This window comes from Streptomyces tirandamycinicus (genome assembly GCF_003097515.1).
GTDB lineage: Bacteria > Actinomycetota > Actinomycetes > Streptomycetales > Streptomycetaceae > Streptomyces > Streptomyces tirandamycinicus.
Map to the genome: position 1 here is coordinate 4,404,169 of NZ_CP029188.1, position 21,485 is coordinate 4,425,653.

Below are 21,485 nucleotides of genomic sequence, written 5' to 3' on the forward strand. Positions count from 1 at the left end.
GTACGACCGGTGTTAGCTTTCTGAGCTGATCTGGCGACAACCGCCGGCGTACGGCACGACGGCGGCCGACGGTCGGGCGACCGGCGACGAGTGCGGAACACAGAGCGGAGCAACGAAAGCGATGGGCCGAGCGGAAGCGCGGAGGGCCCGGCAGCGCGACGCGCGCCGGGTGGGCAAGGCCGGGGGCATACGGCGCTTCCTCACCTGGAGGAGGCTGCTGGGTACCTTCTTCACGGCCTGCCTGCTGGGCATGGGCGCGCTCTTCATCGTCTACCTGCTGGTGCCGGTTCCCGCGGCCAATGCGCAAGCCGAGAAGGAGAGCAACGTCTACAAGTACGCCGACGGCTCCCTCCTCACCCGCACCGGCACGGTCAACCGCGAGATCGTCGGTCTGGACAAGATCCCGGACGAGGTGGAGAAGGCCTTCGTCGCCGCCGAGAACAAGACCTTCTACAAGGACTCCGGCGTCGACCTGAAGGGCACCGCCCGCGGCGTCTTCAACACCCTGACCGGCGGGGGCAAGCAGGGCGGCTCGACGATCACCCAGCAGTACGTCAAGAACTACTACCTGAACCAGGATCAAACGGTCACCCGCAAGCTCAAGGAGCTGGTGATCTCGCTGAAGGTGGACCAGCAGAAGGACAAGGAGGAGATCCTCGCCGGCTACCTGAACACCAGCTACTACGGGCGCGGCGCGTACGGCATCCAGGCCGCGGCCCAGGCGTACTACCGCAAGGACGCCCAGAAGCTCACCGTCGCCGAGGGCGCCTACCTCGCCGCCCTGCTGCAGGCCCCCAGCCAGTACGACTGGGCGGTCGCCTCGCCGACCGGCAGGAAGCTGGTGAGCGAGCGCTGGAACTACGTCCTGGACAACATGGTCGAGCAGAACTGGCTGGACGCGTCGGCCCGTTCGGGCCTGGAGTTCCCGGTGCCGAAGGAGCCGAAGGCCGCGCCGGGCATGGAGGGGCAGGCCGGCTACCTCGTCAAGGCGGCCAACGCCGAACTCGCCAAGCGCGGTGTCAGCGAGGACCAGATCGAGGCCGGCGGCTGGACCATCACGCTCAGCATCGAGAAGAAGCGCCAGGACGCCCTCGTCAAGGCCGTCGACGAGCAGCTGGAGAAGAAGCTCGACCGCGACGGCGACGAGCGCGACGCGACCGTCCAGGCCGGCGCGACCTCCGTCGACCCGGAGAGCGGCAAGGTCGTCGCCCTGTACGGCGGGGTCGGCGCGACCGAGCACTGGATCTCCAACGCCACCCGCCGGGACTACCAGCCCGCCTCCACCTTCAAGCCCGTCGTGCTCGCCACCGCCCTGGAGACCCGGGCGGAGACCCAGGACGGCCGGCGGATCGGCCTCGACACGATCTACGACGGCACCAGCAAGCGCCCGGTGGAGGGCAGCGACACGCCCTTCGCCCCGGAGAACGAGGACGACCGCAGCTACGGACCCGTCACCGTGCAGAAGGCCACCGACAGCTCCATCAACTCGGTGTACGCCCAGATGATCGTGGACGTCGGCCCCGGCAAGGTGAAGGAGACCGCGCTCGGCCTCGGCATGCAGGACGGGGAGGGCTGGCCGGTGCGGCCCGCGATGTCGCTGGGCACGATGGGTGCCTCGACCTGGGACATGGCCGCGGTCTACGCCACCCTGGACAACCACGGCGAGAAGGTCACACCGTCGATCGTGAAGGACGCCAAGCACCGGACCCGCGAGGCGGGGCCCGCACCCGAGGGCGGCGACCGCGTCATCAGCCGGGAGGCCGCCGACACCGTCACCAAGGCCATGACCGGCGTGGTGCGCAGCGGCTCCGGCCGCAACGCCCAGGGCGACTACTACGCGGCGGGCAAGACCGGTACCTCGGAGAACAACCGCTCGGCCTGGTTCGTGGGCTACACGCCCGAACTCGTCACCGCCGTCGCCCTGTTCGGCGAGGACGCCAAGGGCGGGCAGGTCACGCTGACCGACACCGTCAACGAGGGCCGCGCCAACGGCGGCGGTGTGCCGGCCCTGATCTGGCAGCGGTACACCACCGGCGCCCTGGGAGGCGGCTCGGACAAGCGGTTCGACCTGGAGCTCCTCGCGCCCGTGCGGGAGGAACCCCCGGCGAGCCCGAGTGGGACGCCCTCCGGGAGCGAGGAGCCCGAGAAGCCCTCGGACGAGCCGTCGCGGCCGGACGAGCCGGAGGACCCGCCGAGCGACTCGCCCGACCCGACGCCGTCGGACGACCGGCCCACCCGGCCGGGGGACACGGCCGGCACCACGGAGGGCGGCGGTACCGACGCGGGCACCACGGAGGGTGGCGGCACCGACGCGGGCACCACCGAGGGCGGCGAGAGCGACGGCGGGGCCGGCAGCGCGGGCACCACGGACGGGACGACGGCGGGGACGACGGCCGGCGTACGGCCCCGGCCGAAGGCTTCCTGACCCGAAGCGGCCCCTGACGGGAGGCGGCTTGTGACCGGAAGCGGCTTCGGACCGGAAGCGGCCGGGCCGTACACCCCGGTGTACGGCCCGGCCGCTCGCCTTCGCCGCGGATCGCAGGCCAGCGCGTGCCCCGACCTGCGGAGCAGCGGTCGGCGCGTGCCCGACCTGCCGGCCCGGCCGTTCGCCTTCACGCCGGACCGGCGGTCAGCCTCCGTTGACCTCCTGGGAGATCCGGTCCCCGATCTCCTTGTCGACGTTGCGCCAGTACTGCACCGCGCGGTCCAGCACCGGCCGCGAGACGCCCTGCTTCAGATGGCCGCTCACGTTCGACACCAGCCGTGAACGGGCGGCGTCGTCGAGGACATGGCGGACCATCGTGCCCGCCTGGCCCCAGTCGTCGTCCTCACGGTGCAGCTTGTACGCCTCGCGCACCATCTCGCCGGCCGTCGCCCACCCCGCCGGGTCTCCGAAGCGCGCGAAGTCCGCGTCCGGGCCGCCGTAGGAGTTCGGGGCGTAGGGCCGCGCCGCGTGCGACGGCGCGTACCGCATCGGGCCGTCCTTGGCGTACGAGTTCACCGGCGCGTGCGGACGGTTCGGCGGCAGCTGGGCGTAGTTGGGGCCGATCCGGTACCGGTGGGTGTCCGGGTACGAGAACAGCCGGCCGAGCAGCATCTTGTCCGGCGAGGGGCCGATCCCCGGCACCATGTTCGACGGCTCGAAGGCGGCCTGCTCGATATGGATGAAGTAGTCCTCCGGATTCCGGTTCAGCGTCATCCGGCCCACGTCGATCAGCGGGTAGTCGCCGTGCGGCCACACCTTCGTCAGGTCGAAGGGGTTGAAGCGGTAGTCCGCGGCGTCCTCGAACGGCATGATCTGGACCTTCAGGGTCCACGAGGGCGGGTCGCCGGCCTCGATGGACTCGAACAGGTCGCGCCGGTGCCGGTCCGCGTCGTGACCGGCGAGTTCGTCGGCCTCCTCCTGGGTGAGGAAGTCGATGCCCTGGTCGGTCTTGAAGTGGTACTTCACCCAGAACCGCTCACCGGCGCCGTTGATCCACATGTAGGTGTGGGATCCGTAGCCGTTCATGTGCCGGTAGGTCTTCGGGATGCCCCGGTCGCCCATCAGCCAGGTGACCTGGTGTGCCGACTCGGGGGAGAGGGTCCAGAAGTCCCACTGCATGTCGTTGTCGCGCAGTCCGGTGACCGGATGGCGCTTCTGCGACCTGATGAAGTCCTGGAACTTGATCGTGTCGCGGACGAAGAAGACCGGCGTGTTGTTGCCGACCAGATCGTAGTTGCCGTGCTCGGTATAGAACTTCAGTGCGAATCCGCGCGGGTCGCGCCAGGTGTCCGGGGAGCCCTGCTCGCCGGCGACCGTCGAGAAGCGGGCCAGCATCTCGGTGCGCCTGCCCGGCTGGAACAGGTCGGCCTTGGTGAACTGGCTGACATCGTTGGTGACTTCGAAGAAGCCGTACGCCCCGGAGCCCTTGGCGTGCACCACCCGTTCGGGCACGCGCTCCCGGTTGAACTGGGCCATCTTCTCGATCAGGTAGTGGTCCTGGAGAAGGATCGGGCCGTCCGGCCCCACGGTCAGCGAGTGCTCGTCGCTCTCCACCGGGATGCCGTGGTTGTTCGTCGTGTACGGCGCTTTGGGGGGTGACTCGGTCACGAGCGTCCTCCCGTCCATCGAGGGAATGTGGTCGCATCGGCCGTGTGCCCCAGTCAACTCCTCACATGCGAAGGCGGCAACATTTGGACCGGATCCAGACCCGGACCTCGTCGCCACCGCCCTCGCCGACGGTGCCGCCGCTCTCGCCGGCGGCGGCGCCGCACCCGGCGACTGCGGCTGCCGTGGCCGCGGCGGCGCCGGAACCGGCCCGGGCCGGGGCTACACCTGGGTGGCCAGCTCGAACCAGACGACCTTGCCGGTGGACAGCCGGGTCGCCCCCCACCGTCTGGCCAGCCGGTTCACCAGGAACAGTCCGCGGCCGCCCTCGTCCGTGTCCCTGGCCCGCCGCTGGCGCGGCAGCTGCGGGGAGTCGTCGCCGACCTCGCAGCGCAGTACGTCGGTGCGCAGCAGCCGCAGCGTCACCGGCCGCTCCGCGTACCGCACCGCATTGGTCACCACCTCGCTGACCAGCAGCTCCACCGAGTCGGACAGCTCCTCCAGACCCCATCGGGCCAGTGCCCTGCGGGCCAGCCGGCGCGCCCGGCCGGGCGCGGAGTCCTCCGGCTCCAGGAACCAGTACGCGACGTCACTCGGCGCGATCCCGTCGAAACGGGCCGCCAGCAGCGCGATGTCGTCGTCCCGGTCGCCCGGTCCCAGCATGTCCAGCACGTCGTCGCAGAGCGCCTCCAGCGGTGGCGAGTGGTCGGGCCCGGTGAGCTGCGCCGTCGCGGCCAGCCGCTCCCTCAGCTGCTCGATCCCGGTCCACACGTCCCGCAGCCGCGACTCGACGAGACCGTCCGTGTAGAGGAGCAGCGTCGCCCCGGCGGGCGCGTCCAGCTCCACGGCCTCGAAGTCCACCCCGCCCACGCCGATGGGCGCGCCCGGCGGCACCCGCAGGACCTCCGCCCGGCCGCCGAGGTGCAGCAGTATCGGCGGCGGATGGCCGGCGTTGGCGATGGTGATGCGGTGCGAGACCGGGTCGTAGACCGCGTAGAGGCAGGTCGCCATGCGGTCGGTGCCCAGCCGCTGCGCCTGCTCGTCGAGATGGTGCAGCACCTCCTGCGGCGGCAGGTCCAGACCGGCCAGGGTCTGGGCCGTCGTCCGCAGCTGGCCCATGATCGCGGCCGATGTCATGGAGTGGCCCATGACGTCGCCGACGACCAGCGCGACCCGGCTGCCGGGCAGCGGGATGGCGTCGTACCAGTCGCCGCCGACCCGGGCCGTCTCGGCGGCCGGGAGGTAGCGGGAGGCCAGCCGCACACCGGTCGGCTGCGGCAGCCCCTCGGGCAGCATCGTGCGCTGCAGCTCGTCCGCGATGTAGGCCTCCCGGCCGTACAGCACCGCCTTGTCGATGCCGAGCGCGGTGTGCGTCGCCAGCTGGGCGGCCACCAGCAGGTCGTCCGCCTCGAAGGCCGGCCGGTCCGGACGGCGCAGGAAGATCGCGGCGCCGGTGACCCGGCGCCGGCCGCGCAGCGGGGCCAGGATCGACCGGTGCCCCGCGGGCAGGGTCCGGCCGTCGCCCAGCAGCTCGGGCAGGGCCGCACGGGCGGCGGCCGAGTCGCCGAAGACGGGACGCACGCCGCGCAGCACCTCCGCCAGCGCGCCGCCCGCGATCACCTCGCACAGCTCGGCGGCCGGCGCGACCTCGGCCGGCGGGCCGAGCACCGGCACCTGGAAGCCGCCCAGCAGGGCGGCGTCGGTGTCCTCGTCGGTTAAACGCAGCCGGTCGGTCCGGCGCAGCCGCAGCACGAACGGCACGACGGGCCGCTCGTCGCCCACCGGCAGCGGATCCCGCAGGTATACGAGGATCGCGTCGGAGAAGGTGGGGACCGTGGCCCGGCACAGCCCGAGCACGATCTCGTCCAGGTCTATACCGCGGGCGATCCGCCGGGTCGCCGCACCGACGAACCGCAGCCGGTCGCCCTCGCGGCGGGCCGGCCCCGCGGCGTCCTGCGGCGGCTCCGGGGGCGCGGGCGGCTGCGGCGGGACCGCGGCGGGCGCGGCCGGCCGCGGGGCATGGGCGGCGGCCTCCTGCCGCGGCCGGGTGCGCTCCTGTGGCCGGGCGGCGACAGGCTGCCGGCCTTCGTGGGAGGTGGGATGCTCCGTCACGCCTGGGATTCCGTCCGTCCGGGCCGGTGGTACGAGGCTGGGAACCGTCCTGCCGACCCCGCCGGGCACGGCACGACCGCCACCGCGGCGCCCGGAGCCCCGGGTGCCGCCGTGCGCCTCCGGGGGCGGTGACGATCGCCGCCGCGCCGCGGTTCCCGGTGCCGCCGGGCCGACGCACCCGGGGTCCGGGACGGCAACGCCCCTGGAAGGTCGATATAGCCCATACCCAATCCGGGCGAGGTATCGACAGGTCGGGGGGTGTCCGGGCGCACATCCGGCACGGTTCGGTCCCCCTTGTGATGACTTACGGTCAGTTCGTGTACTGCGCTGAATCTTTGATGCGACGTGGCCTTGCGGAGGACGATCCTACGTTTGAACCCCGGGGGCGCATCAAGGGTCTCACGCCGTCGTCATGCGGACGTGGCAGCCGGGGTCCGATTCCAGTCGGCCGGAAGCTCCGGCACAGGCCAGCGGGGGTCGGGCCGCCAGTCCTCCCAGCCGTCGGAGTACGGCGGACCCCAGTCCCTGATCAGCGCCACCGCGTCCAGACCCGCCGCGCGCACCCGCCGCGCCTGGTCCTCGGCCATCAGCCCGGCCGTCCGCGCCTGGTCGAACTCGTCCTCGTCCAGCCAGTACCAGCTGCGGTCCGGCTGCACGGCGATGTCCAGAAAGTGGTCCTCGGAGTCGATCCCGCCGGACCACCGCAGGTGCGGCTCCTCCAGGTTCACGTACCAGTTCCTGAACCGCCAGCCCTGCTCCCAGAAGAGCCACACCGACCAGGCGTCGCCGGGCCGGGCGAGCTTCAGCACGCCCGTGCCGGACCAGCGGGCGCGTACGGTCTTCCGGGGCGCGGTGTACCGCGTGACGAGGGGTTCGTCGTGCACCGGCGTCCCGTCGGCGAGCACCGGCTTGACGCACTCGGTGCCCGGGGCCATCCACACCGCCAGCAACTCGTCGGTGTCCCGGACCACGGTCACGGGCCGGCAGATGTGCACCTCGGACGAGCCGTTGCCGCGATACCGCCAGAGGATCTGCTCCCCCGGCGCCCAGTGCTCGAAGCCCGCCGATCCCGCCATGCGGAGATCCTAGTGCCGCGTCAGGCGGGGTCCGCCCGGCGGGCGGCGTCGTCCGGTGCGTCCCGCCGCGGGGCGGACGGCCGTTCCGGTGGGGGACTTCGCGATGCGCCGGGGCCCGGGACGCTTGCGATGCGCCGGGGCCCGGTGGGGGACTCCGCGATGCGCCGGGGCCCGGTGGGGACTCCGCGATGCGCCGGGGCCCCCGCCGCGGTCTCAGGGACGCGTCATCCGCAGCACGTCCAGCGCCTCGTCCAGCTGCTCGAGCGTGAGCGCCCCGCGTTCCACGTACCCGCCCTCCAGCACCACCTCGCGGATCGTCCTCCGCTCGGCCAGCGACCTCTTGACGACCTTCGCCGCCTCCTCGTACCCGATGTACCGGTTGAGCGGGGTGACGACGGACGGCGACGACTCGGCGTACTCGCGGGCCCGCTCCTCGTCGGCGGTGATCCCCTCCACCGTGCGGTCGGCGAGCAGCCGGGACGCGTTCGCGAGGAGGCGCACCGACTCCAGCAGGTTCTTGGCCATCACGGGGAGCATCACGTTCAGCTCGAAGTTCCCCGCGGCGCCCGCCACGGCGACCGTCGTGTCGTTGCCCATGACCTGCGCGGCCACCATGAGGACGGCCTCGGGGACGACCGGGTTGACCTTCCCCGGCATGATCGAGGAACCGGGCTGGAGGTCGGGCAGCCGGATCTCGGCGAGGCCGGTGCGCGGGCCGCTCGCCATCCAGCGCAGATCGTTCGAGATCTTGGTGAGCGAGACGGCGATCGTCCGCAGCTGGCCGCTGGTCTCCACGAGTCCGTCGCGGGCACCCTGCGCCTCGAAGTGGTCGCGCGCCTCGGTCAGCGGCAGCCCGGTCGCCCGCGCCACCTCGGCGATGACCGCCGCCGGGAACCCGGGCGGCGTGTTGATCCCCGTGCCCACCGCCGTACCGCCGAGGGGGAGTTCGGCCAGCCGGGGCAGCGAGGCGTTGAGCCGCTCGACGCCGTACCGGATCTGCGCCGCGTAGCCGCCGAACTCCTGGCCGAGGGTGACCGGCGTCGCGTCCATCAGGTGGGTGCGGCCGGCCTTCACCACACCGGCGAACTCCCCGGCCTTGCGCTCCAGCGCGTGAGCCAGGTGCTCCAGTGCGGGGACCAGGTCCCGGGTCACGGCCGCCGTCGCGGCGATGTGGATCGACGAGGGGAAGACGTCGTTGGACGACTGCGAGGCGTTGACGTGGTCGTTGGGGTGGACGTCGCGGCCTAGGCGCTCGGCGGCGAGGGTGGCCAGGACCTCGTTCATGTTCATGTTGGACGACGTCCCCGAGCCGGTCTGGAAGACGTCGACGGGGAAGTGATCGTCCCAGCGGCCCTCGGCGACCTCCGCGGCCGCCTCCCGGATGGCCCCCGCGATGTCCTCGTCGAGCACGCCGAGCTCCGCGTTGACCTTGGCGGCGGCCTGTTTGATCCGGGCCAGGGCCTCCACATGGGCGCGTTCCAGCCGCAGCCCGGAGAGCGGGAAGTTCTCCACCGCCCGCTGGGTCTGGGCGCGCCACTTGGCGTGCTCCGGCACATGCACCGGACCCATGGAGTCGTGTTCGATCCGGTGGCGGCTGCCTGCGTTCTCGCTCGTGTCGGACATCGTCGAACCTCCTGGTCAAGGTCAGCACAGCCCTGGTACCGGGTATTCCCAGGTGCCCTGACGTATGCCCGGGTGTTCCAGGGCACGCGCGCCCGGCAGCCGGTGGAACGACCGGCGCCCCGCGGCGGCGGTACGTGGCGCAGCAGGCAACGGCGCCCCGCGGCGGCAATACGCAGCGGCTGTCCGTGGCGCCGGTACGCCCACGGGAGAGCGCCCGCCCGTTCCCCAGGGTTCCCCGGGGAACGGGCGGGCGCTCTCCTCGGCTGCCGCGGGCCGTGCGGGCCGTTCGAGACGTGCAGGCCGGCGCGCGGCGCGCCGGAGGTCTCCCGCGCCCGGGCTCAGCCCAGGCCGGGGCCGCGGACCGGGATGGAGGTGAAGGTCGGCGCGGGCGCGGGGTCCTGGAAGAAGTCGCTGCCCTTGTCGTCGACGACGATGAACGCCGGGAAGTCCTCGACCTCGATCTTCCAGACGGCCTCCATGCCGAGCTCCTCGTACTCGACCACCTCGACCTTCTTGATGCAGTCCTGGGCGAGGCGCGCCGCGGGGCCGCCGATCGAGCCGAGGTAGAAGCCGCCGTGCTCCTTGCAGGCGTCGGTCACCTGCTTGCTGCGGTTGCCCTTGGCCAGCATGACCCTGGAGCCCCCCGCCGCCTGGAACTGCTCGACGTAGGAGTCCATGCGCCCGGCCGTCGTCGGGCCGAACGACCCGGACGCGTAGCCCTCCGGGGTCTTCGCGGGACCGGCGTAGTAGACCGGGTGGTCCCTGAGGTACTGCGGCATCTCCTCGCCCGCGTCCAGCCGCTCCTTGATCTTGGCGTGCGCGATGTCGCGGGCCACGACCAGCGGGCCGGTGAGCGAGAGCCGCGTCTTGACGGGGTACTTGGTCAGCTCGGCCAGGATCTCGTCCATCGGCCGGTTGAGGTCGATCCTGACCACGTCGCCGCTCTCGTCGAGCTGCTCGTCGGTGGTCTCGGGCAGGAAGCGCGCCGGGTCCGTCTCCAGCTGCTCCAGGAAGACGCCCTCGGCGGTGATCTTCGCGACCGCCTGGCGGTCGGCGGAGCAGGACACGGCGATCGCCACGGGGCAGGACGCGCCGTGCCGCGGAAGCCGCACCACCCGCACGTCGTGGCAGAAGTACTTGCCGCCGAACTGCGCGCCGATGCCGATCCGCTGCGTCAGCTCGAAGACCTTCTCCTCCAGGTCCCTGTCCCGGAAGCCGTGGCCGAGGCCGGAGCCCTCCTCCGGCAGCTCGTCGAGGTAGTGCGCGGAGGCGTACTTCGCGGTCTTCAGCGCGTACTCGGCCGACGTGCCGCCGACGACGACGGCCAGGTGGTACGGCGGGCAGGCGGCCGTGCCCAGCGAGCGGATCTTCTCCTCCAGGAACCTCATCATGGAGGCCTCGTTCAGGACCGCCTTGGTCTCCTGGTAGAGGAACGACTTGTTGGCGGAGCCGCCGCCCTTGGCCATGAAGAGGAACTTGTACGCGCCGCCGTCGGTCGCGTACAGCTCGATCTGCGCCGGCAGGTTCGTGCCGGTGTTCTTCTCCTCCCACATGGTGAGCGGGGCCATCTGGGAGTAGCGCAGGTTGAGTTCGGTGTAGGCGTCGAAGATGCCGCGGCTCAGCGCCTCCTCGTCGCGGCCCTCGGTGAGGACGTTCTGCCCGCGCTTGCCCATGACGATCGCCGTGCCGGTGTCCTGGCACATGGGGAGCACGCCGGCCGCCGCGATGTTCGCGTTCTTCAGCAGGTCCAGGGCGACGAACTTGTCGTTCGCCGACGCCTCGGGGTCGTCGATGATCCTCCGCAGCTGGGCGAGGTGCGCCGGGCGGAGGTAGTGCTGGATGTCGTGCACGGCCTCCTGCGCGAGCTTGCGCAGTGCCTCCGGCTCGACCTTGAGGAACGTGCGTCCGTCGGCCTCGAAGGTGGAGACGCCCTCGGCGGTGACCAGCCGGTAGGGCGTGGTGTCCTCGCCCAGGGGCAGCAGATCGGTGTACGCGAACGCAGGGCCGGGTGGGCGGGAGACAAACGCAGGGCCGGGTGGGCGGGAGACAAACGCAGGGCTGGGCGGGCGGGAGACAGGGGGCATTGCGGCCATTCCTCACTCGGCAGACGGCGGCTGGCATCCTTGGGCAGCGCGCCCACAAGGGTAAGACGCCCGCTGTCGTCCGGGCGTGTGAGGTAAGGCTCAGTCGCCACCCCGGGCCGCACGGGGCCCTAGTCGCGATCTATCGCGTATCGCTAGGGTGTCGGTGTGGACCTCGACAAGCACGACTCAGCGGACCCCGGGCGTGGACGGCCCCAGAGACCGGTCGCGTCCGCCGCGCCCGCGGACCCCGCCGCGGCCATCCGCGCCTCCGACGCCGACCGCGACCGGACGGCGGACATCCTCCGGGAGGCCCTCGCCGAGGGCCGGCTCGACGCCGAGGAGCACGCCGAGCGGATCGACGCGGTCTACCGTGCCAAGACCGTGGGCGAGCTGGAGCCGATCGTCCGCGACCTTCCCGTGGGCCGGTCGCCCCGCCGGGAGCCCGCCTCGTACGACGACGGCCCCGGGGCCGCCGGACCCGCCGAGAACCTGGTCGCCGTCTTCTCCAGTTCCACCCGCAAGGGGCGCTGGCGCGTCGGCGCCCGGACCCAGGCGTTCTCGCTCTTCGGCAACATCGAGATCGACCTGACCGAGGCCATGTTCGGCCAGCGGCTCACCGTCATCAACGCCACCTCGATCTTCGGCAACGTGGAGGTCCGCGTTCCCGAGAACATCTCGCTGCGCGGCAGCGGCACGGGCGTCTTCGGCAACTTCGAGGTCGTCACCCTCGAGGCGGCCGACCCCGAGGCCCCGGTCGTGGTCGTCAACGGGTATTCCGTTTTCGGCAATGTGGAGGCGAAGCCGAAGCGCGGCAAGCGCATCGCGGACCTGCACGACCGGCTGCGCAAGCATCTGGGGCACTGAACCCGGGGGCGGCGGGAGCCGTCACCCGGGGTTCCGGCCCGTGGAACGCGGTGCCACTCAGTGCATAGGCACGCGTACAGCGGGTAGGCCTTGCTGCATCGTCTCTCGCTCGCGAAGCCGTCGTCAGGAGTAGACCGTGCTGCAACTGCCGCATCAGTCCCTGCAGGTAGCCGTTCCGCCCCAGCGTTCTGCCGCTCGGGAAGACCAGGACGCGCCCTGGCACACGGAGGCGGTGTGCCGCCGGGACGAAGCCGGACTGTTCTTCGCGCCCTCCAAGGAACCGACGGCGGCGCGGCTGTCGCGCGAGGACGCCGCCAAGCGGGTCTGCGCCCGCTGCCCCGTCATGGTCGAGTGCCGCGAGCACGCCCTGCTCCAGCCCGAGCCGTACGGCGTGTGGGGCGGGCTGACCGCGGCCGAGCGCCGGGTCGTCCTGGCCCGTCGCCGCCGGCGCGAGACGGAGATCAAGAAGGCGGCTTCGGCGGCCTGACGCGGACCGCGGCACCCCGGCACACACGGACGGGGGCGCCCCCCCATGTGCGGTGGGGGGCGCCCCCGTCCGTGTGTGCCGCGTCCGCGACCCGTGCCCTACTTGGCGCGGTCGAAGTCGATGGCGCTGTAGGCGCGCAGCTTCGACAGACGGTGGGTCGAGTCGATCTGCCGGATGGTGCCCGACTTGGAGCGCATGACGAGCGACTGGGTGGTCGCGGTCGCGGAGCGGTAGCGCACCCCGCGCAGCAGCTCGCCGTCCGTGATGCCGGTCGCCACGAAGAACACGTTGTCGCCGCTGACCAGGTCGTCCATGAAGAGCACCCGGTCCAGGTCGTGGCCGGCGTCGACGGCGCGCTGCCGCTCCTCTTCGTCCTTCGGCCACAGCTTGCCCTGGATCGTGCCGCCCAGGCACTTGATCGCGCACGCGGCGATGATGCCCTCCGGGGTGCCGCCGATGCCCATCAGCATGTCGACGCCGGTGCCCTCGCGCACGGCCATGATCGCGCCCGCGACATCGCCGTCCGAGATGAACCTGATGCGCGCGCCCGTCTCGCGGATCTCCTTGACGATGCCCTCGTGGCGGGGGCGGTCCAGGATGACGACGGTGACGTCCTCGGGGGAGGAGTTCTTCGCCTTGGCGACCCGGCGGATGTTGACCGAGACCGGGGCGTTGATGTCGACGAAGTCGGCGGCCTCGGGGCCGGTGACCAGCTTGTCCATGTAGAACACCGCGGACGGGTCGAACATGGTGCCCCGGTCGGCCGCCGCGAGCACCGCGATCGCGTTCGGCATGCCCTTGGCGGTGAGCGTGGTGCCGTCGATCGGGTCCACGGCGATGTCGCATTCCGCGCCGGTCCCGTCGCCGATCCGCTCCCCGTTGAACAGCATCGGGGCCTCGTCCTTCTCGCCCTCGCCGATCACGACGACACCGTTCATCGACACGGTGCTCACGAGGGTGCGCATGGCCTTGACGGCCGCGCCGTCGGCGCCGTTCTTGTCGCCGCGGCCCACCCAGCGCCCGGCGGCCATGGCGGCGGCCTCGGTGACGCGTACGAGCTCCAGGGCGAGGTTGCGGTCCGGGGCCTCGGGCGAGACCTCGAGCTGGGACGGAAGATGATGCTCGGTCATCGGAGCGCACCTTTCTGTACGACGACGGCCGGATGAAGAGGGTGCTGTGACTCTATCGGTAGGTCGACAAATTGAGCAGAGGGGCCCACGTTTGAGCAAACGGCCTTGATGCGACCATAGTGCGGTGGCAGGCAAGCGAGGCAACCAGACAGTGCGCGGAATGATCCAGTCGATGACGGTCATCTGCGCATTCGCAGGCGTTATCTACTTCTTCATTCCGCACGACGACTCCCTGGACCCCATCCGGCCCGTCGACTACAGGGTGGAACTGGTGACGGCCCGCAGGGCGGCACCTTACCCCGTGGCGGCCCCGGCGGGGCTGCCCGCCGGCTGGAAGCCGACGTCGGTGACCTTCCGGCGCGAGGAGGGCCACGCCTGGCACCTCGGCTTCCTGGACCCGGACGGGCAGTACGTGGCGGTGGAGCAGTCCACGGAGGCGCCGCGGAAGTACGTCCCGAGGGTCACCCAGCAGGCGGCCCGTACCGACGCCACCCAGCAGGTGGGCGGAGAGATCTGGCAGCGCTGGGAGGGCCCGAAGTACGACGCGCTCGTCCGCACCGGCCAGGGCTCGACGACGGTGGTGACGGGGACGGCCTCGTACGAGAGGCTCGCGGAGATGGCCGCGGCACTGGAGTCCGGGTCCGGCGCCACGCCTTCGCCGGTTCCGTCCGCATCCTGACCCGTCCGGCGGGCCGGACTCCCCTTGATCCGTCTGCCGTCGCCGACTCCCGCCTGCGGGTCTGCCTGCCTGCCCGTCTGCCGGTCCGCCGGTCCGCCGGCCTGCCCGTCTGCCGGGCTTTCCGGTCCGCCGGCCTGCCGGTGGGTCTGACGGCCTGATCGGCCCGCCGCCCCGCCTGCCCGCCGGACGCGGCGAGCCGCCGCACCGTGCGGTGCGGCGGCCCGGGTGCCGCGGTGGCCCCTGGCGGAGGCGTGCGCGGTCCGCCGGGAGTGGTCCGCCGGGGCGCGGGTGTGAGGGCCAGCCGGTCGCGACGGATCAGCCGGTGGCCGCGGATCGGCTGGTCACGGACCAGCCGGTGGTGTGGGTCAGACGGTGGTGACGACGTCGCCGAACGGCAGCCGCGGTGAACGCGGGAACCACGCGTCCTCGCCCGGCCTGCCGATGTTGACGACCATCAGCGGGGTGTGGTCGCCGTCCAGGAACTCCTTCTGCACACCGGCGAAGTCGAAGCCCGTCATGGGACCGGCGGCCAGCCCGGCTGCGCGGACGCCGATGATGAAGTACGCGGCCTGCAGCGCGGCGTTCAGGGCGGCGGACCGCTCGCGAACCGGGCGCTCGGCGAAGAACGCGTCCTTCGCCTGCGGGAAGTGCGGGAACAGGTCGGGCAGCTCCTCGTGGAACTCGTTGTCGGCGGCGAGGATCGCGACCAGCGGAGCGGTGGAGGTCTTGGGGCGGTTGCCCTCGGCCATGTGCTGCACCAGGCGCTCGCGGGCCTCGGCGGACCGGACCAGGACGATGCGCAGCGGGGACTGGTTGAAGGCGGTGGGGCCGTACTTGACCAGGTCGTATACCGCCTGCACCTGCTCCTCGGTCACGGGCTCGTCGGTGAAGGTGTTGGCGGTGCGGGCCTCCCGGAAGAGGAGGTCCTGGGCGGTGGGGTCGAGAACGAGGGACATGCTGCTTACCTTCCGGATGAGCTGGGGGATCGGGCCGACGACTCACCGTACGACCGAATAGATGAAGATTCAACTAAATCCGGCCCCGGGTGAGTCAAGTCACGCAACTTTCAATAACCCAACGTTCAACTAAATCGGGTGCGTGATTATGCCCGCTCTGCCCATGGCCATCCGGGAACCGCCGCTCGTCCGGCGCGGCGGCCGCCGTGGCGTGGGTGCCTGCGTGGCTCGGCCCGGTCCCGGCCCTTCACTGCCGCCCGGCGGTGGTGTGGGTGCCGGTGCCTCAGCGGCCCGGTTCGGCGCGTTCCCCGCCGCCGTCCGCGCCGTCCCCGGCCTCGCCCGGATTCCCCCGGCCCTCGGGCTCGTCCCGCTCCGCAAGCGCCGCGTCCAGCCGCGCGCGGGCGCCGTCGAGCCAGCGGCGGCACACCTTGGCCAGCTCCTCGCCGCGCTCCCAGAGCGCCAGGGACTCCTCCAGCGTCGTGCCGCCCGCCTCCAGCCGGCGCACGACGTCGATCAACTCGTCCCTTGCCTGCTCGTAGCCGAGCGTGCCCTCGTCGGTCCTGGCCGTCATGTCTCCACCCTAGTTGTAGTGCCCCTACCAGCAGGGACCGTCCTGTCGCGCCACCCGGCGGGCACCCTCCACGCGTCGGCCGGGAAGCCCTGCCGGTTCCGCCGTAGCGGCGTCCGTTCGACCGCCATCCGTGCACACCGGACGACGCTCCTCGACGGGCGGAGACCACCGGTCGCGGAGCCGGGTCCGTCGCCGTCGTCGCCCCGTCGTCGTTCGGCCTGCCCGTGCAGGCCTGCCCGTGCAGGCCTGCCCGTGCAGGCCCGCCCGGCCCCCGGGGCCGGAGTCCGCGCCTCCGGCTCACCGCGCCGGTCAGCCGCCCGACACCTGCACGTAGGCCTGCGTTCCCGCCCGAGACCCGCACCTGTGCCGGTCAGTGGCCCGTCACCCGGACCCGGAACTCGCCCTCCGCGACCCGCGCCCTCAGCTCCTCGTCCGCCGACACCTCACCGGCCGCGCGCACCACCGTGCCGTCCTCGCGCTGCAGCACCGCGTACCCCCGCTCCAGCGTCGCCGCCGGCGACAGCGCGACGACGCGCGCGTGGGTGTGGGCCAGCTCGGAGTCCGCGCGGTCCAACAGATGCCCCAGAACCCGCCGGCCCCGGGCGGCCAGGGCGTCCGTCTCCTGCTCGCGCTCCTCCACCATCCGGTGCGGATGCTCCATGACACGCCGGTGCAGACAGTGCTGCAGCCCTCGTTCCTCGCGCTCCAGCAGACCGCGGACCGTCCTCAGCGCACGATCCCGCAGCGTCCGCACCCGGTCCAGCTCCTCGCCGACGTCGGGCACGACCTTCTTCGCGGCGTCCGTCGGCGTCGAGGCCCGCAGATCGGCCACCAGATCCAGCAGCGGGGAGTCCGGCTCGTGCCCGATGGCGGACACCACGGGAGTACGGCAGTCGGCGACCGCGCGCACCAGCTGCTCGTCCGAGAACGGCAGCAGATCCTCCACGCTGCCACCGCCGCGCGCCACGATGATCACGTCCACGCCCACGTGCTCGTCCAGATCCTTCACCGCCTGGATCACCTGCGGCACCGCGCGCACGCCTTGGACGGCGACGTTGCGCACCTCGAAGCGGACGGCGGGCCACCGCCTCCGCGCGTTCTCCAGCACGTCCCGCTCGGCCGCGGAGGCCCGGCCGCAGACCAGGCCGACCAGTTGCGGCAGGAACGGCAGGGGCCTCTTGCGGTCCGGCGCGAACAGGCCCTCGGCGCCGAGCGACCGCTTCAGGCGCTCCAGCCGTGCCAGCAGCTCGCCGATGCCGACGGGCCTTATCTCGGCGGCCCGGAGCGAGAGCTGCCCGCGTGGGGCGTACCACTCCGGCTTGGCGTGGACGACCACGCGCGCGCCCTCGGTGACGGCGTCCGCGACCGCGTCGAACACCTGCCGGTAGCAGGTGACGCTCACCGAGATGTCGTACGCGGGGTCGCGCAGCGTCAGGAAGACCACCCCGGCGCCGGGACGGCGGGAGAGCTGGGTGATCTGGCCCTCGACCCAGACCGCGCCCAGCCGGTCGATCCACCCTCCGATGAGCCGTGACACCTCGCCGACGGGCAGGGGGGCTTCGGCTGACGTAGTGAGACCCATGCCCGCGAGGGTAACGGCCGCCTCCGACACGTCCGGTCCGGCGGCACCGTCCCGCTCCGTCCCGCTCCGGTCCACACCGCGCCCCGGCCGCACCCCGCGGGATACCGCGGTATCCCCTGGGCACCCCGCGGCGGCCCGAGGCGCACGCTCCCGGCGGCGGTCCGCCCCGGGGCGGACCGCCGCACGGGCCGGGGACCGGCACCGCGACCTCAGCCCCGTGGGCGATCGTTCGGCCGTCCGGCGCGCCCTTACGATGGGGGACATGACTGCAACGAACGCCCGCCGCGTCCTCCTCGCCGCACCCCGTGGCTACTGCGCGGGCGTGGACCGTGCCGTGATCGCCGTGGAGAAGGCCCTCGAGCAGTACGGCGCCCCGATCTACGTCCGTCACGAGATCGTCCACAACAAGTACGTGGTGCAGACCCTGGAGAAGAAGGGCGCGATCTTCGTCGAGACGACGGAGGAGGTCCCCGAGGGGTCCATCGTCATGTTCTCGGCGCACGGCGTGGCCCCCGTCGTCCACGAGGAGGCCGCCGAGCGGAAGCTGGCCACCATCGACGCGACCTGCCCCCTGGTGACGAAGGTCCACAAGGAGGCCGTGCGGTACGCGAAGGACGACTTCGACATCCTCCTCATCGGCCACGAGGGCCACGAGGAGGTCATCGGCACCACCGGCGAGGCCCCGGAGCACATCACCCTGGTCGACGGCCCCGAGGACGTGGACAAGGTCGAGGTCCGCGACCCGTCCAGGGTCGTCTGGCTGTCGCAGACCACGCTCTCCGTGGACGAGACGATGGAGACCGTGGACCGGCTGAAGACCAAGTTCCCGCTGCTGGTCTCCCCGCCGAGCGACGACATCTGCTACGCCACGCAGAACCGCCAGATCGCGGTGAAGCAGATGGGCGCCGAGGCGGATTTGGTCATCGTCGTCGGCTCGCAGAACTCCTCCAACTCCAAGCGGCTCGTCGAGGTCGCCCTGGGCGCGGGCGCCCGCGACGCCCACCTCGTGGACTACGCGCGCGAGATCGACGAGGCCTGGCTGGAGGGCGTCTCCACCGTGGGCGTCACGTCGGGCGCGTCGGTGCCGGAGGTGCTGGTCGAGGAAGTCCTGGAGTGGCTGTCGCAGCGCGGATTCGAGGACGTCGAGATCGTCAAGGCCGCCGAGGAGTCGATCACCTTCTCGCTGCCCAAGGAACTCCGCCGCGACCTGCGGGCCGAGGCGTCGTCGCTCGTCGAGGACTGACGGCCCCGACCGGGCCGGGCCGGCGGCCCGGTCGATCCGGAGCGGCATACGGCGGTCCGGAGCGGCATACGGCGATCCCGGAGCGGCATACGGCGAACGGGGAGGGAAGTCCGGCGAAGCCCCCGCCGTCGGGGAGTGACGGTCAGCCCTTCCTCGTAACGTTGTGTCCATGAACGTCTTCGGAGTGGACATCGGCGGATCGGGGATCAAGGGCGCCCCCGTGGACCTGGACCGCGGCGAGCTCGTCGAACCCCGTCACAAGGTACTCACCCCGCACCCGGCCGCGCCCGAGCCCGTGGCCGACTGCGTCGCGGAGGTGGTGCGGCACTTCGGCTGGTCGGGCCCTGTCGGGGTCACCTTCCCCGGAGTGGTCACAGGCTCGGTCATCCGTACGGCCGCCAACGTGGACAAGAACTGGATCGACGTCGACGCAGCCGAACTGCTGCACGAACGGCTCGGCGTGCCGGTGACCGTGCTGAACGACGCGGACGCCGCCGGAGTGGCCGAGATGACCTTCGGGGCCGGCAAGGGCCGCAAGGGCACGGTGATGCTGCTGACCCTGGGCACCGGCATCGGCAGTGCGCTCTTCGTGGACGGCAGGCTCGTCCCGAACACGGAGCTCGGCCATCTGGAGCTGCACGGCCACGAGGCCGAGAAGCGGGCGTCGACCAAGGTCAAGGAGGACGAGGGGCTGAGCTGGGAGCACTGGGCCCGCCGGGTCCAGAAGTACCTGGCCCACCTGGAGATGCTGTTCTCGCCCGAGTTGTTCATCCTCGGCGGCGGGGTGAGCCGCAAGGCGGACAAGTTCATTCCGCTGCTCCACCACATCCGGGCGGAGATCGTCCCGGCCCAGCTGCGGAACAACGCGGGAATCGTCGGAGCGGCGATGACGGCGGCGGCCCGGCACGACTGAGCCGTCCCGCCGGCACGGCGGACCGCGGGGAGGCGCCCGTCGCGCCGCGGACGGGCACCTCCCTCAGGCGCGGCGCGGCGGTACGGAAGGCCGCCGGGAGCGGCGCCGGGTCGTCATCAGCCGGATCTTCCGCACGGTCGCGATCAGACCGGCGACGAGCGTGCCCCCGTACAGCCAGCCCGCCTGCACGGCCAGCGCGGTGACGACGGCCATGACCTCGACACCGATGCCCCCGGATCCGCCGGTCCCGGCCGAACCACCCGTGATCGGGACCAGTCCCACGGCGAACGCGATCGGCACGCTGATCGGTGCGGTGACCAGGTCGGCGCCGCGCACCCAGAACCCGGTCAGAGCGCTGACCGGCAGGAACAGCACCCCGTACATGATGGCGGAGCCGTCGAACAGCAACTGGTCGAGTGAGCCGATCACCAGCATCAGGGTGCAGGCGAACAGGCCGGCGCCCAGTCCGGTCAGCCGCGGGTTGGGCAGCCTGCGCAGGGCCGCCACCACCGGGGGCCCCTGGCGCCCGGGCCGCTTCCCGGCCCGCTGGGGGGCGTCCGGCTGCCCGGGTCCACCGGGCCGGGCCGTCACCCGGTACACCGAGGTGCCCTCGATGAGAGCGCCCTTGGAGAGGGGGGTCTGCTGCGAAAGAGGGGCCTGCGGCCGCGGCTGCCTCGAGGGGGTACCAGTCCTTTGCTGCTCCACGTGACCAACGTAGGTCGCGATGTGCGATCAGTACGTCACAGGACACGCCCTTTGGGAGAGCTTGGTCAAGAGTTCGAGGCGTCGCACGCGTGACGTACTCCGGCGGCCCGCCCGTAAACTGGGGGATCGGCCCACTCCCGGGCCCGGCCACCAGCCAGTCCGCACTCCAGGAAGTCGCCAACGTGTCGCTCACGATCGGAATCGTCGGTCTGCCGAATGTCGGCAAGTCGACCCTGTTCAACGCCCTGACCAAGAACGACGTGCTGGCGGCCAACTACCCGTTCGCCACCATCGAGCCCAATGTGGGCGTCGTCGGCGTCCCCGACACCCGGCTCGGCAAGCTGGCCGAGATCTTCAGCTCCCAGCGGGTCCTCCCCGCGACGGTGGACTTCGTCGACATCGCCGGCATCGTCCGCGGCGCCAGCGAGGGCGAGGGCCTCGGCAACAAGTTCCTCGCGAACATCCGCGAGTCCGACGCGATCTGCCAGGTCATCCGGGCCTTCAAGGACGAGAACGTCGTCCACGTCGACGGCAAGGTCTCGCCCAAGGACGACATCGAGACGATCAACACCGAGCTGATCCTGGCCGACCTCCAGACCATCGAGAAGGTCCTGCCGCGGCTCCAGAAGGAGTCCCGGATCAAGAAGGACGTGGCCCCGAAGGTCGCGGCGGTCGAGGCCGCCAAGGAGATCCTCGAAAGGGGCGACACCCTCTTCTCCCAGGGCATCGTCCAGGGCTCGGAGAACGCCGAGCTCCTGCACGACCTGCACCTGCTGACCACCAAGCCGTTCCTCTACGTCTTCAACGTCGACGAGGACGAGCTGACCGACGACGCCTTCAAGGACGAGCAGCGCGCGCTGGTCGCCCCGGCCGAGGCGATCTTCCTCAACGCCAAGCTGGAGGCGGACCTCGCCGAACTCGACGAGGAGGACGCCTTGGAACTCCTCCAGTCCGTCGGCGCCGAGGAGCCCGGCCTGGCGACCCTCGCCCGCGTCGGGTTCGACACCCTCGGCCTCCAGACCTACCTCACGGCAGGCCCCAAGGAGTCGCGCGCCTGGACCATCAAGAAGGGCGCGACGGCCCCCGAGGCGGCCGGTGTGATCCACACCGACTTCCAGAAGGGCTTCATCAAGGCCGAGGTCATCTCCTTCGCCGACCTCGTCGACACCGGCTCGGTCGCCGAGGCCCGCGCGAAGGGGAAGGCGCGCATGGAGGGCAAGGAGTACGTGATGCAGGACGGGGACGTGGTGGAGTTCCGCTTCAACGTCTAATACGTTCGGCGAAAGGCCGTCTGACCTGCAGTGGAGCGGGTTGGGCGGCCTTTGCGGTCCGCACGGAGTCCGCAGCGTGCTGGATGGGTCCGGCATGCG

Annotated in this window: 17 protein-coding genes; 7 read left to right on the forward strand and 10 right to left on the reverse strand. The window is 71.7% G+C overall.

Annotated elements, in window-relative coordinates; all coding sequences use genetic code 11:
- The first annotated feature begins 121 nt into the window (after positions 1 to 121).
- Positions 122 to 2,425 (forward strand): transglycosylase domain-containing protein, encoded by a 2,304-nt coding sequence (locus DDW44_RS19595; RefSeq protein WP_240800455.1) that lies wholly within the window; start codon positions 122 to 124, stop codon positions 2,423 to 2,425.
- Positions 2,426 to 2,629: 204 nt separating this feature from the next.
- Here the strand turns inward: DDW44_RS19595 and DDW44_RS19600 are convergent, their stop codons facing one another.
- From DDW44_RS19600 to DDW44_RS19620, 5 genes are all read right to left on the reverse strand, one after another.
- Positions 2,630 to 4,093 carry a catalase gene (locus DDW44_RS19600; protein WP_017949205.1) on the reverse strand — a complete coding sequence of 488 codons (1,464 nt, stop codon included), beginning with the start codon at positions 4,091 to 4,093 and terminating at the stop codon, positions 2,630 to 2,632.
- A 219-nt stretch (positions 4,094 to 4,312) separates the two neighbouring features.
- The gene (locus DDW44_RS19605) at positions 4,313 to 6,202 is read right to left on the reverse strand and encodes an ATP-binding SpoIIE family protein phosphatase (RefSeq protein WP_108907219.1); all 1,890 of its coding nucleotides are present in this window, start codon (positions 6,200 to 6,202) and stop codon (positions 4,313 to 4,315) included.
- Positions 6,203 to 6,612: 410 nt separating this feature from the next.
- The gene (gene fomD, locus DDW44_RS19610) at positions 6,613 to 7,278 is read right to left on the reverse strand and encodes a cytidylyl-2-hydroxypropylphosphonate hydrolase (RefSeq protein ID WP_017949207.1); all 666 of its coding nucleotides are present in this window, start codon (positions 7,276 to 7,278) and stop codon (positions 6,613 to 6,615) included.
- Between the two features lie 213 nt (positions 7,279 to 7,491).
- Positions 7,492 to 8,901 carry a class II fumarate hydratase gene (locus DDW44_RS19615; RefSeq protein ID WP_108907220.1) on the reverse strand — a complete coding sequence of 470 codons (1,410 nt, stop codon included), beginning with the start codon at positions 8,899 to 8,901 and terminating at the stop codon, positions 7,492 to 7,494.
- A gap of 338 nt (positions 8,902 to 9,239) precedes the next feature.
- Complete coding sequence (locus DDW44_RS19620) at positions 9,240 to 10,985, reverse strand: fumarate hydratase (RefSeq protein ID WP_244224065.1); 1,746 nt, start codon at positions 10,983 to 10,985, stop codon at positions 9,240 to 9,242.
- 165 nt (positions 10,986 to 11,150) lie between these two features.
- Between DDW44_RS19620 and DDW44_RS19625 the strand changes: the two genes are divergently transcribed.
- Positions 11,151 to 11,849 carry a DUF1707 SHOCT-like domain-containing protein gene (locus DDW44_RS19625; RefSeq protein ID WP_018889115.1) on the forward strand — a complete coding sequence of 233 codons (699 nt, stop codon included), beginning with the start codon at positions 11,151 to 11,153 and terminating at the stop codon, positions 11,847 to 11,849.
- A gap of 136 nt (positions 11,850 to 11,985) precedes the next feature.
- Entirely contained in the window at positions 11,986 to 12,336 is a 351-nt protein-coding gene (locus DDW44_RS19630; protein WP_078503542.1) for a WhiB family transcriptional regulator, read from the forward strand.
- Positions 12,337 to 12,434: 98 nt separating this feature from the next.
- Here the strand turns inward: DDW44_RS19630 and glpX are convergent, their stop codons facing one another.
- Positions 12,435 to 13,466 carry a class II fructose-bisphosphatase gene (gene glpX / locus DDW44_RS19635; protein WP_017949212.1) on the reverse strand — a complete coding sequence of 344 codons (1,032 nt, stop codon included), beginning with the start codon at positions 13,464 to 13,466 and terminating at the stop codon, positions 12,435 to 12,437.
- 124 nt (positions 13,467 to 13,590) lie between these two features.
- On the opposite strand from glpX, the gene DDW44_RS19640 reads away from it, so the two are divergent.
- Complete coding sequence (locus DDW44_RS19640) at positions 13,591 to 14,145, forward strand: DUF4245 domain-containing protein (RefSeq protein ID WP_108907221.1); 555 nt, start codon at positions 13,591 to 13,593, stop codon at positions 14,143 to 14,145.
- Between the two features lie 365 nt (positions 14,146 to 14,510).
- On the opposite strand, the gene DDW44_RS19645 is transcribed toward DDW44_RS19640, so the two are convergent.
- From DDW44_RS19645 to xseA, 3 genes are all read right to left on the reverse strand, one after another.
- Positions 14,511 to 15,101, reverse strand: a complete 591-nt coding sequence (locus tag DDW44_RS19645; RefSeq protein WP_017949214.1) for a malonic semialdehyde reductase — start codon at positions 15,099 to 15,101, stop codon at positions 14,511 to 14,513.
- Between the two features lie 283 nt (positions 15,102 to 15,384).
- Complete coding sequence (locus DDW44_RS19650; protein ID WP_108907222.1) at positions 15,385 to 15,672, reverse strand: exodeoxyribonuclease VII small subunit; 288 nt, start codon at positions 15,670 to 15,672, stop codon at positions 15,385 to 15,387.
- 370 nt (positions 15,673 to 16,042) lie between these two features.
- Entirely contained in the window at positions 16,043 to 17,254 is a 1,212-nt protein-coding gene (gene xseA, locus DDW44_RS19655) for an exodeoxyribonuclease VII large subunit (protein WP_208647984.1), read from the reverse strand.
- 262 nt (positions 17,255 to 17,516) lie between these two features.
- Between xseA and DDW44_RS19660 the strand changes: the two genes are divergently transcribed.
- Entirely contained in the window at positions 17,517 to 18,497 is a 981-nt protein-coding gene (locus DDW44_RS19660; RefSeq protein WP_017949217.1) for a 4-hydroxy-3-methylbut-2-enyl diphosphate reductase, read from the forward strand.
- A gap of 169 nt (positions 18,498 to 18,666) precedes the next feature.
- Positions 18,667 to 19,410 (forward strand): polyphosphate--glucose phosphotransferase, encoded by a 744-nt coding sequence (gene ppgK / locus DDW44_RS19665; protein ID WP_108907224.1) that lies wholly within the window; start codon positions 18,667 to 18,669, stop codon positions 19,408 to 19,410.
- Between the two features lie 63 nt (positions 19,411 to 19,473).
- Here ppgK and DDW44_RS19670 read toward each other — a convergent pair whose 3' ends face one another.
- The gene (locus DDW44_RS19670; protein ID WP_108907225.1) at positions 19,474 to 20,115 is read right to left on the reverse strand and encodes a DUF6542 domain-containing protein; all 642 of its coding nucleotides are present in this window, start codon (positions 20,113 to 20,115) and stop codon (positions 19,474 to 19,476) included.
- A gap of 182 nt (positions 20,116 to 20,297) precedes the next feature.
- Between DDW44_RS19670 and ychF the strand changes: the two genes are divergently transcribed.
- Positions 20,298 to 21,386, forward strand: coding sequence for a redox-regulated ATPase YchF (gene ychF / locus DDW44_RS19675; protein ID WP_108907226.1), 1,089 nt, complete (start codon positions 20,298 to 20,300; stop codon positions 21,384 to 21,386).
- Positions 21,387 to 21,485 lie beyond the last annotated feature (99 nt).

Excerpts from the sequence above, each read along its gene's own strand:
- DDW44_RS19595 (WP_240800455.1), top strand. The coding sequence starts at position 122 with ATGGGCCGAGCGGAAGCGCGGAGGGCCCGGCAGCGCGACGCGCGCCGG.
- fomD (WP_017949207.1), bottom strand. The coding sequence starts at position 7,278 with ATGGCGGGATCGGCGGGCTTCGAGCACTGGGCGCCGGGGGAGCAGATC.
- DDW44_RS19615 (WP_108907220.1), bottom strand. The coding sequence starts at position 8,901 with ATGTCCGACACGAGCGAGAACGCAGGCAGCCGCCACCGGATCGAACAC.
- DDW44_RS19620 (WP_244224065.1), bottom strand. The coding sequence starts at position 10,985 with ATGCCCCCTGTCTCCCGCCCGCCCAGCCCTGCGTTTGTCTCCCGCCCA.
- glpX (WP_017949212.1), bottom strand. The coding sequence starts at position 13,466 with ATGACCGAGCATCATCTTCCGTCCCAGCTCGAGGTCTCGCCCGAGGCC.
- DDW44_RS19645 (WP_017949214.1), bottom strand. The coding sequence starts at position 15,101 with ATGTCCCTCGTTCTCGACCCCACCGCCCAGGACCTCCTCTTCCGGGAG.
- DDW44_RS19650 (WP_108907222.1), bottom strand. The coding sequence starts at position 15,672 with ATGACGGCCAGGACCGACGAGGGCACGCTCGGCTACGAGCAGGCAAGG.
- xseA (WP_208647984.1), bottom strand. The coding sequence starts at position 17,254 with ATGGGTCTCACTACGTCAGCCGAAGCCCCCCTGCCCGTCGGCGAGGTG.
- DDW44_RS19660 (WP_017949217.1), top strand. The coding sequence starts at position 17,517 with ATGACTGCAACGAACGCCCGCCGCGTCCTCCTCGCCGCACCCCGTGGC.
- ppgK (WP_108907224.1), top strand. The coding sequence starts at position 18,667 with ATGAACGTCTTCGGAGTGGACATCGGCGGATCGGGGATCAAGGGCGCC.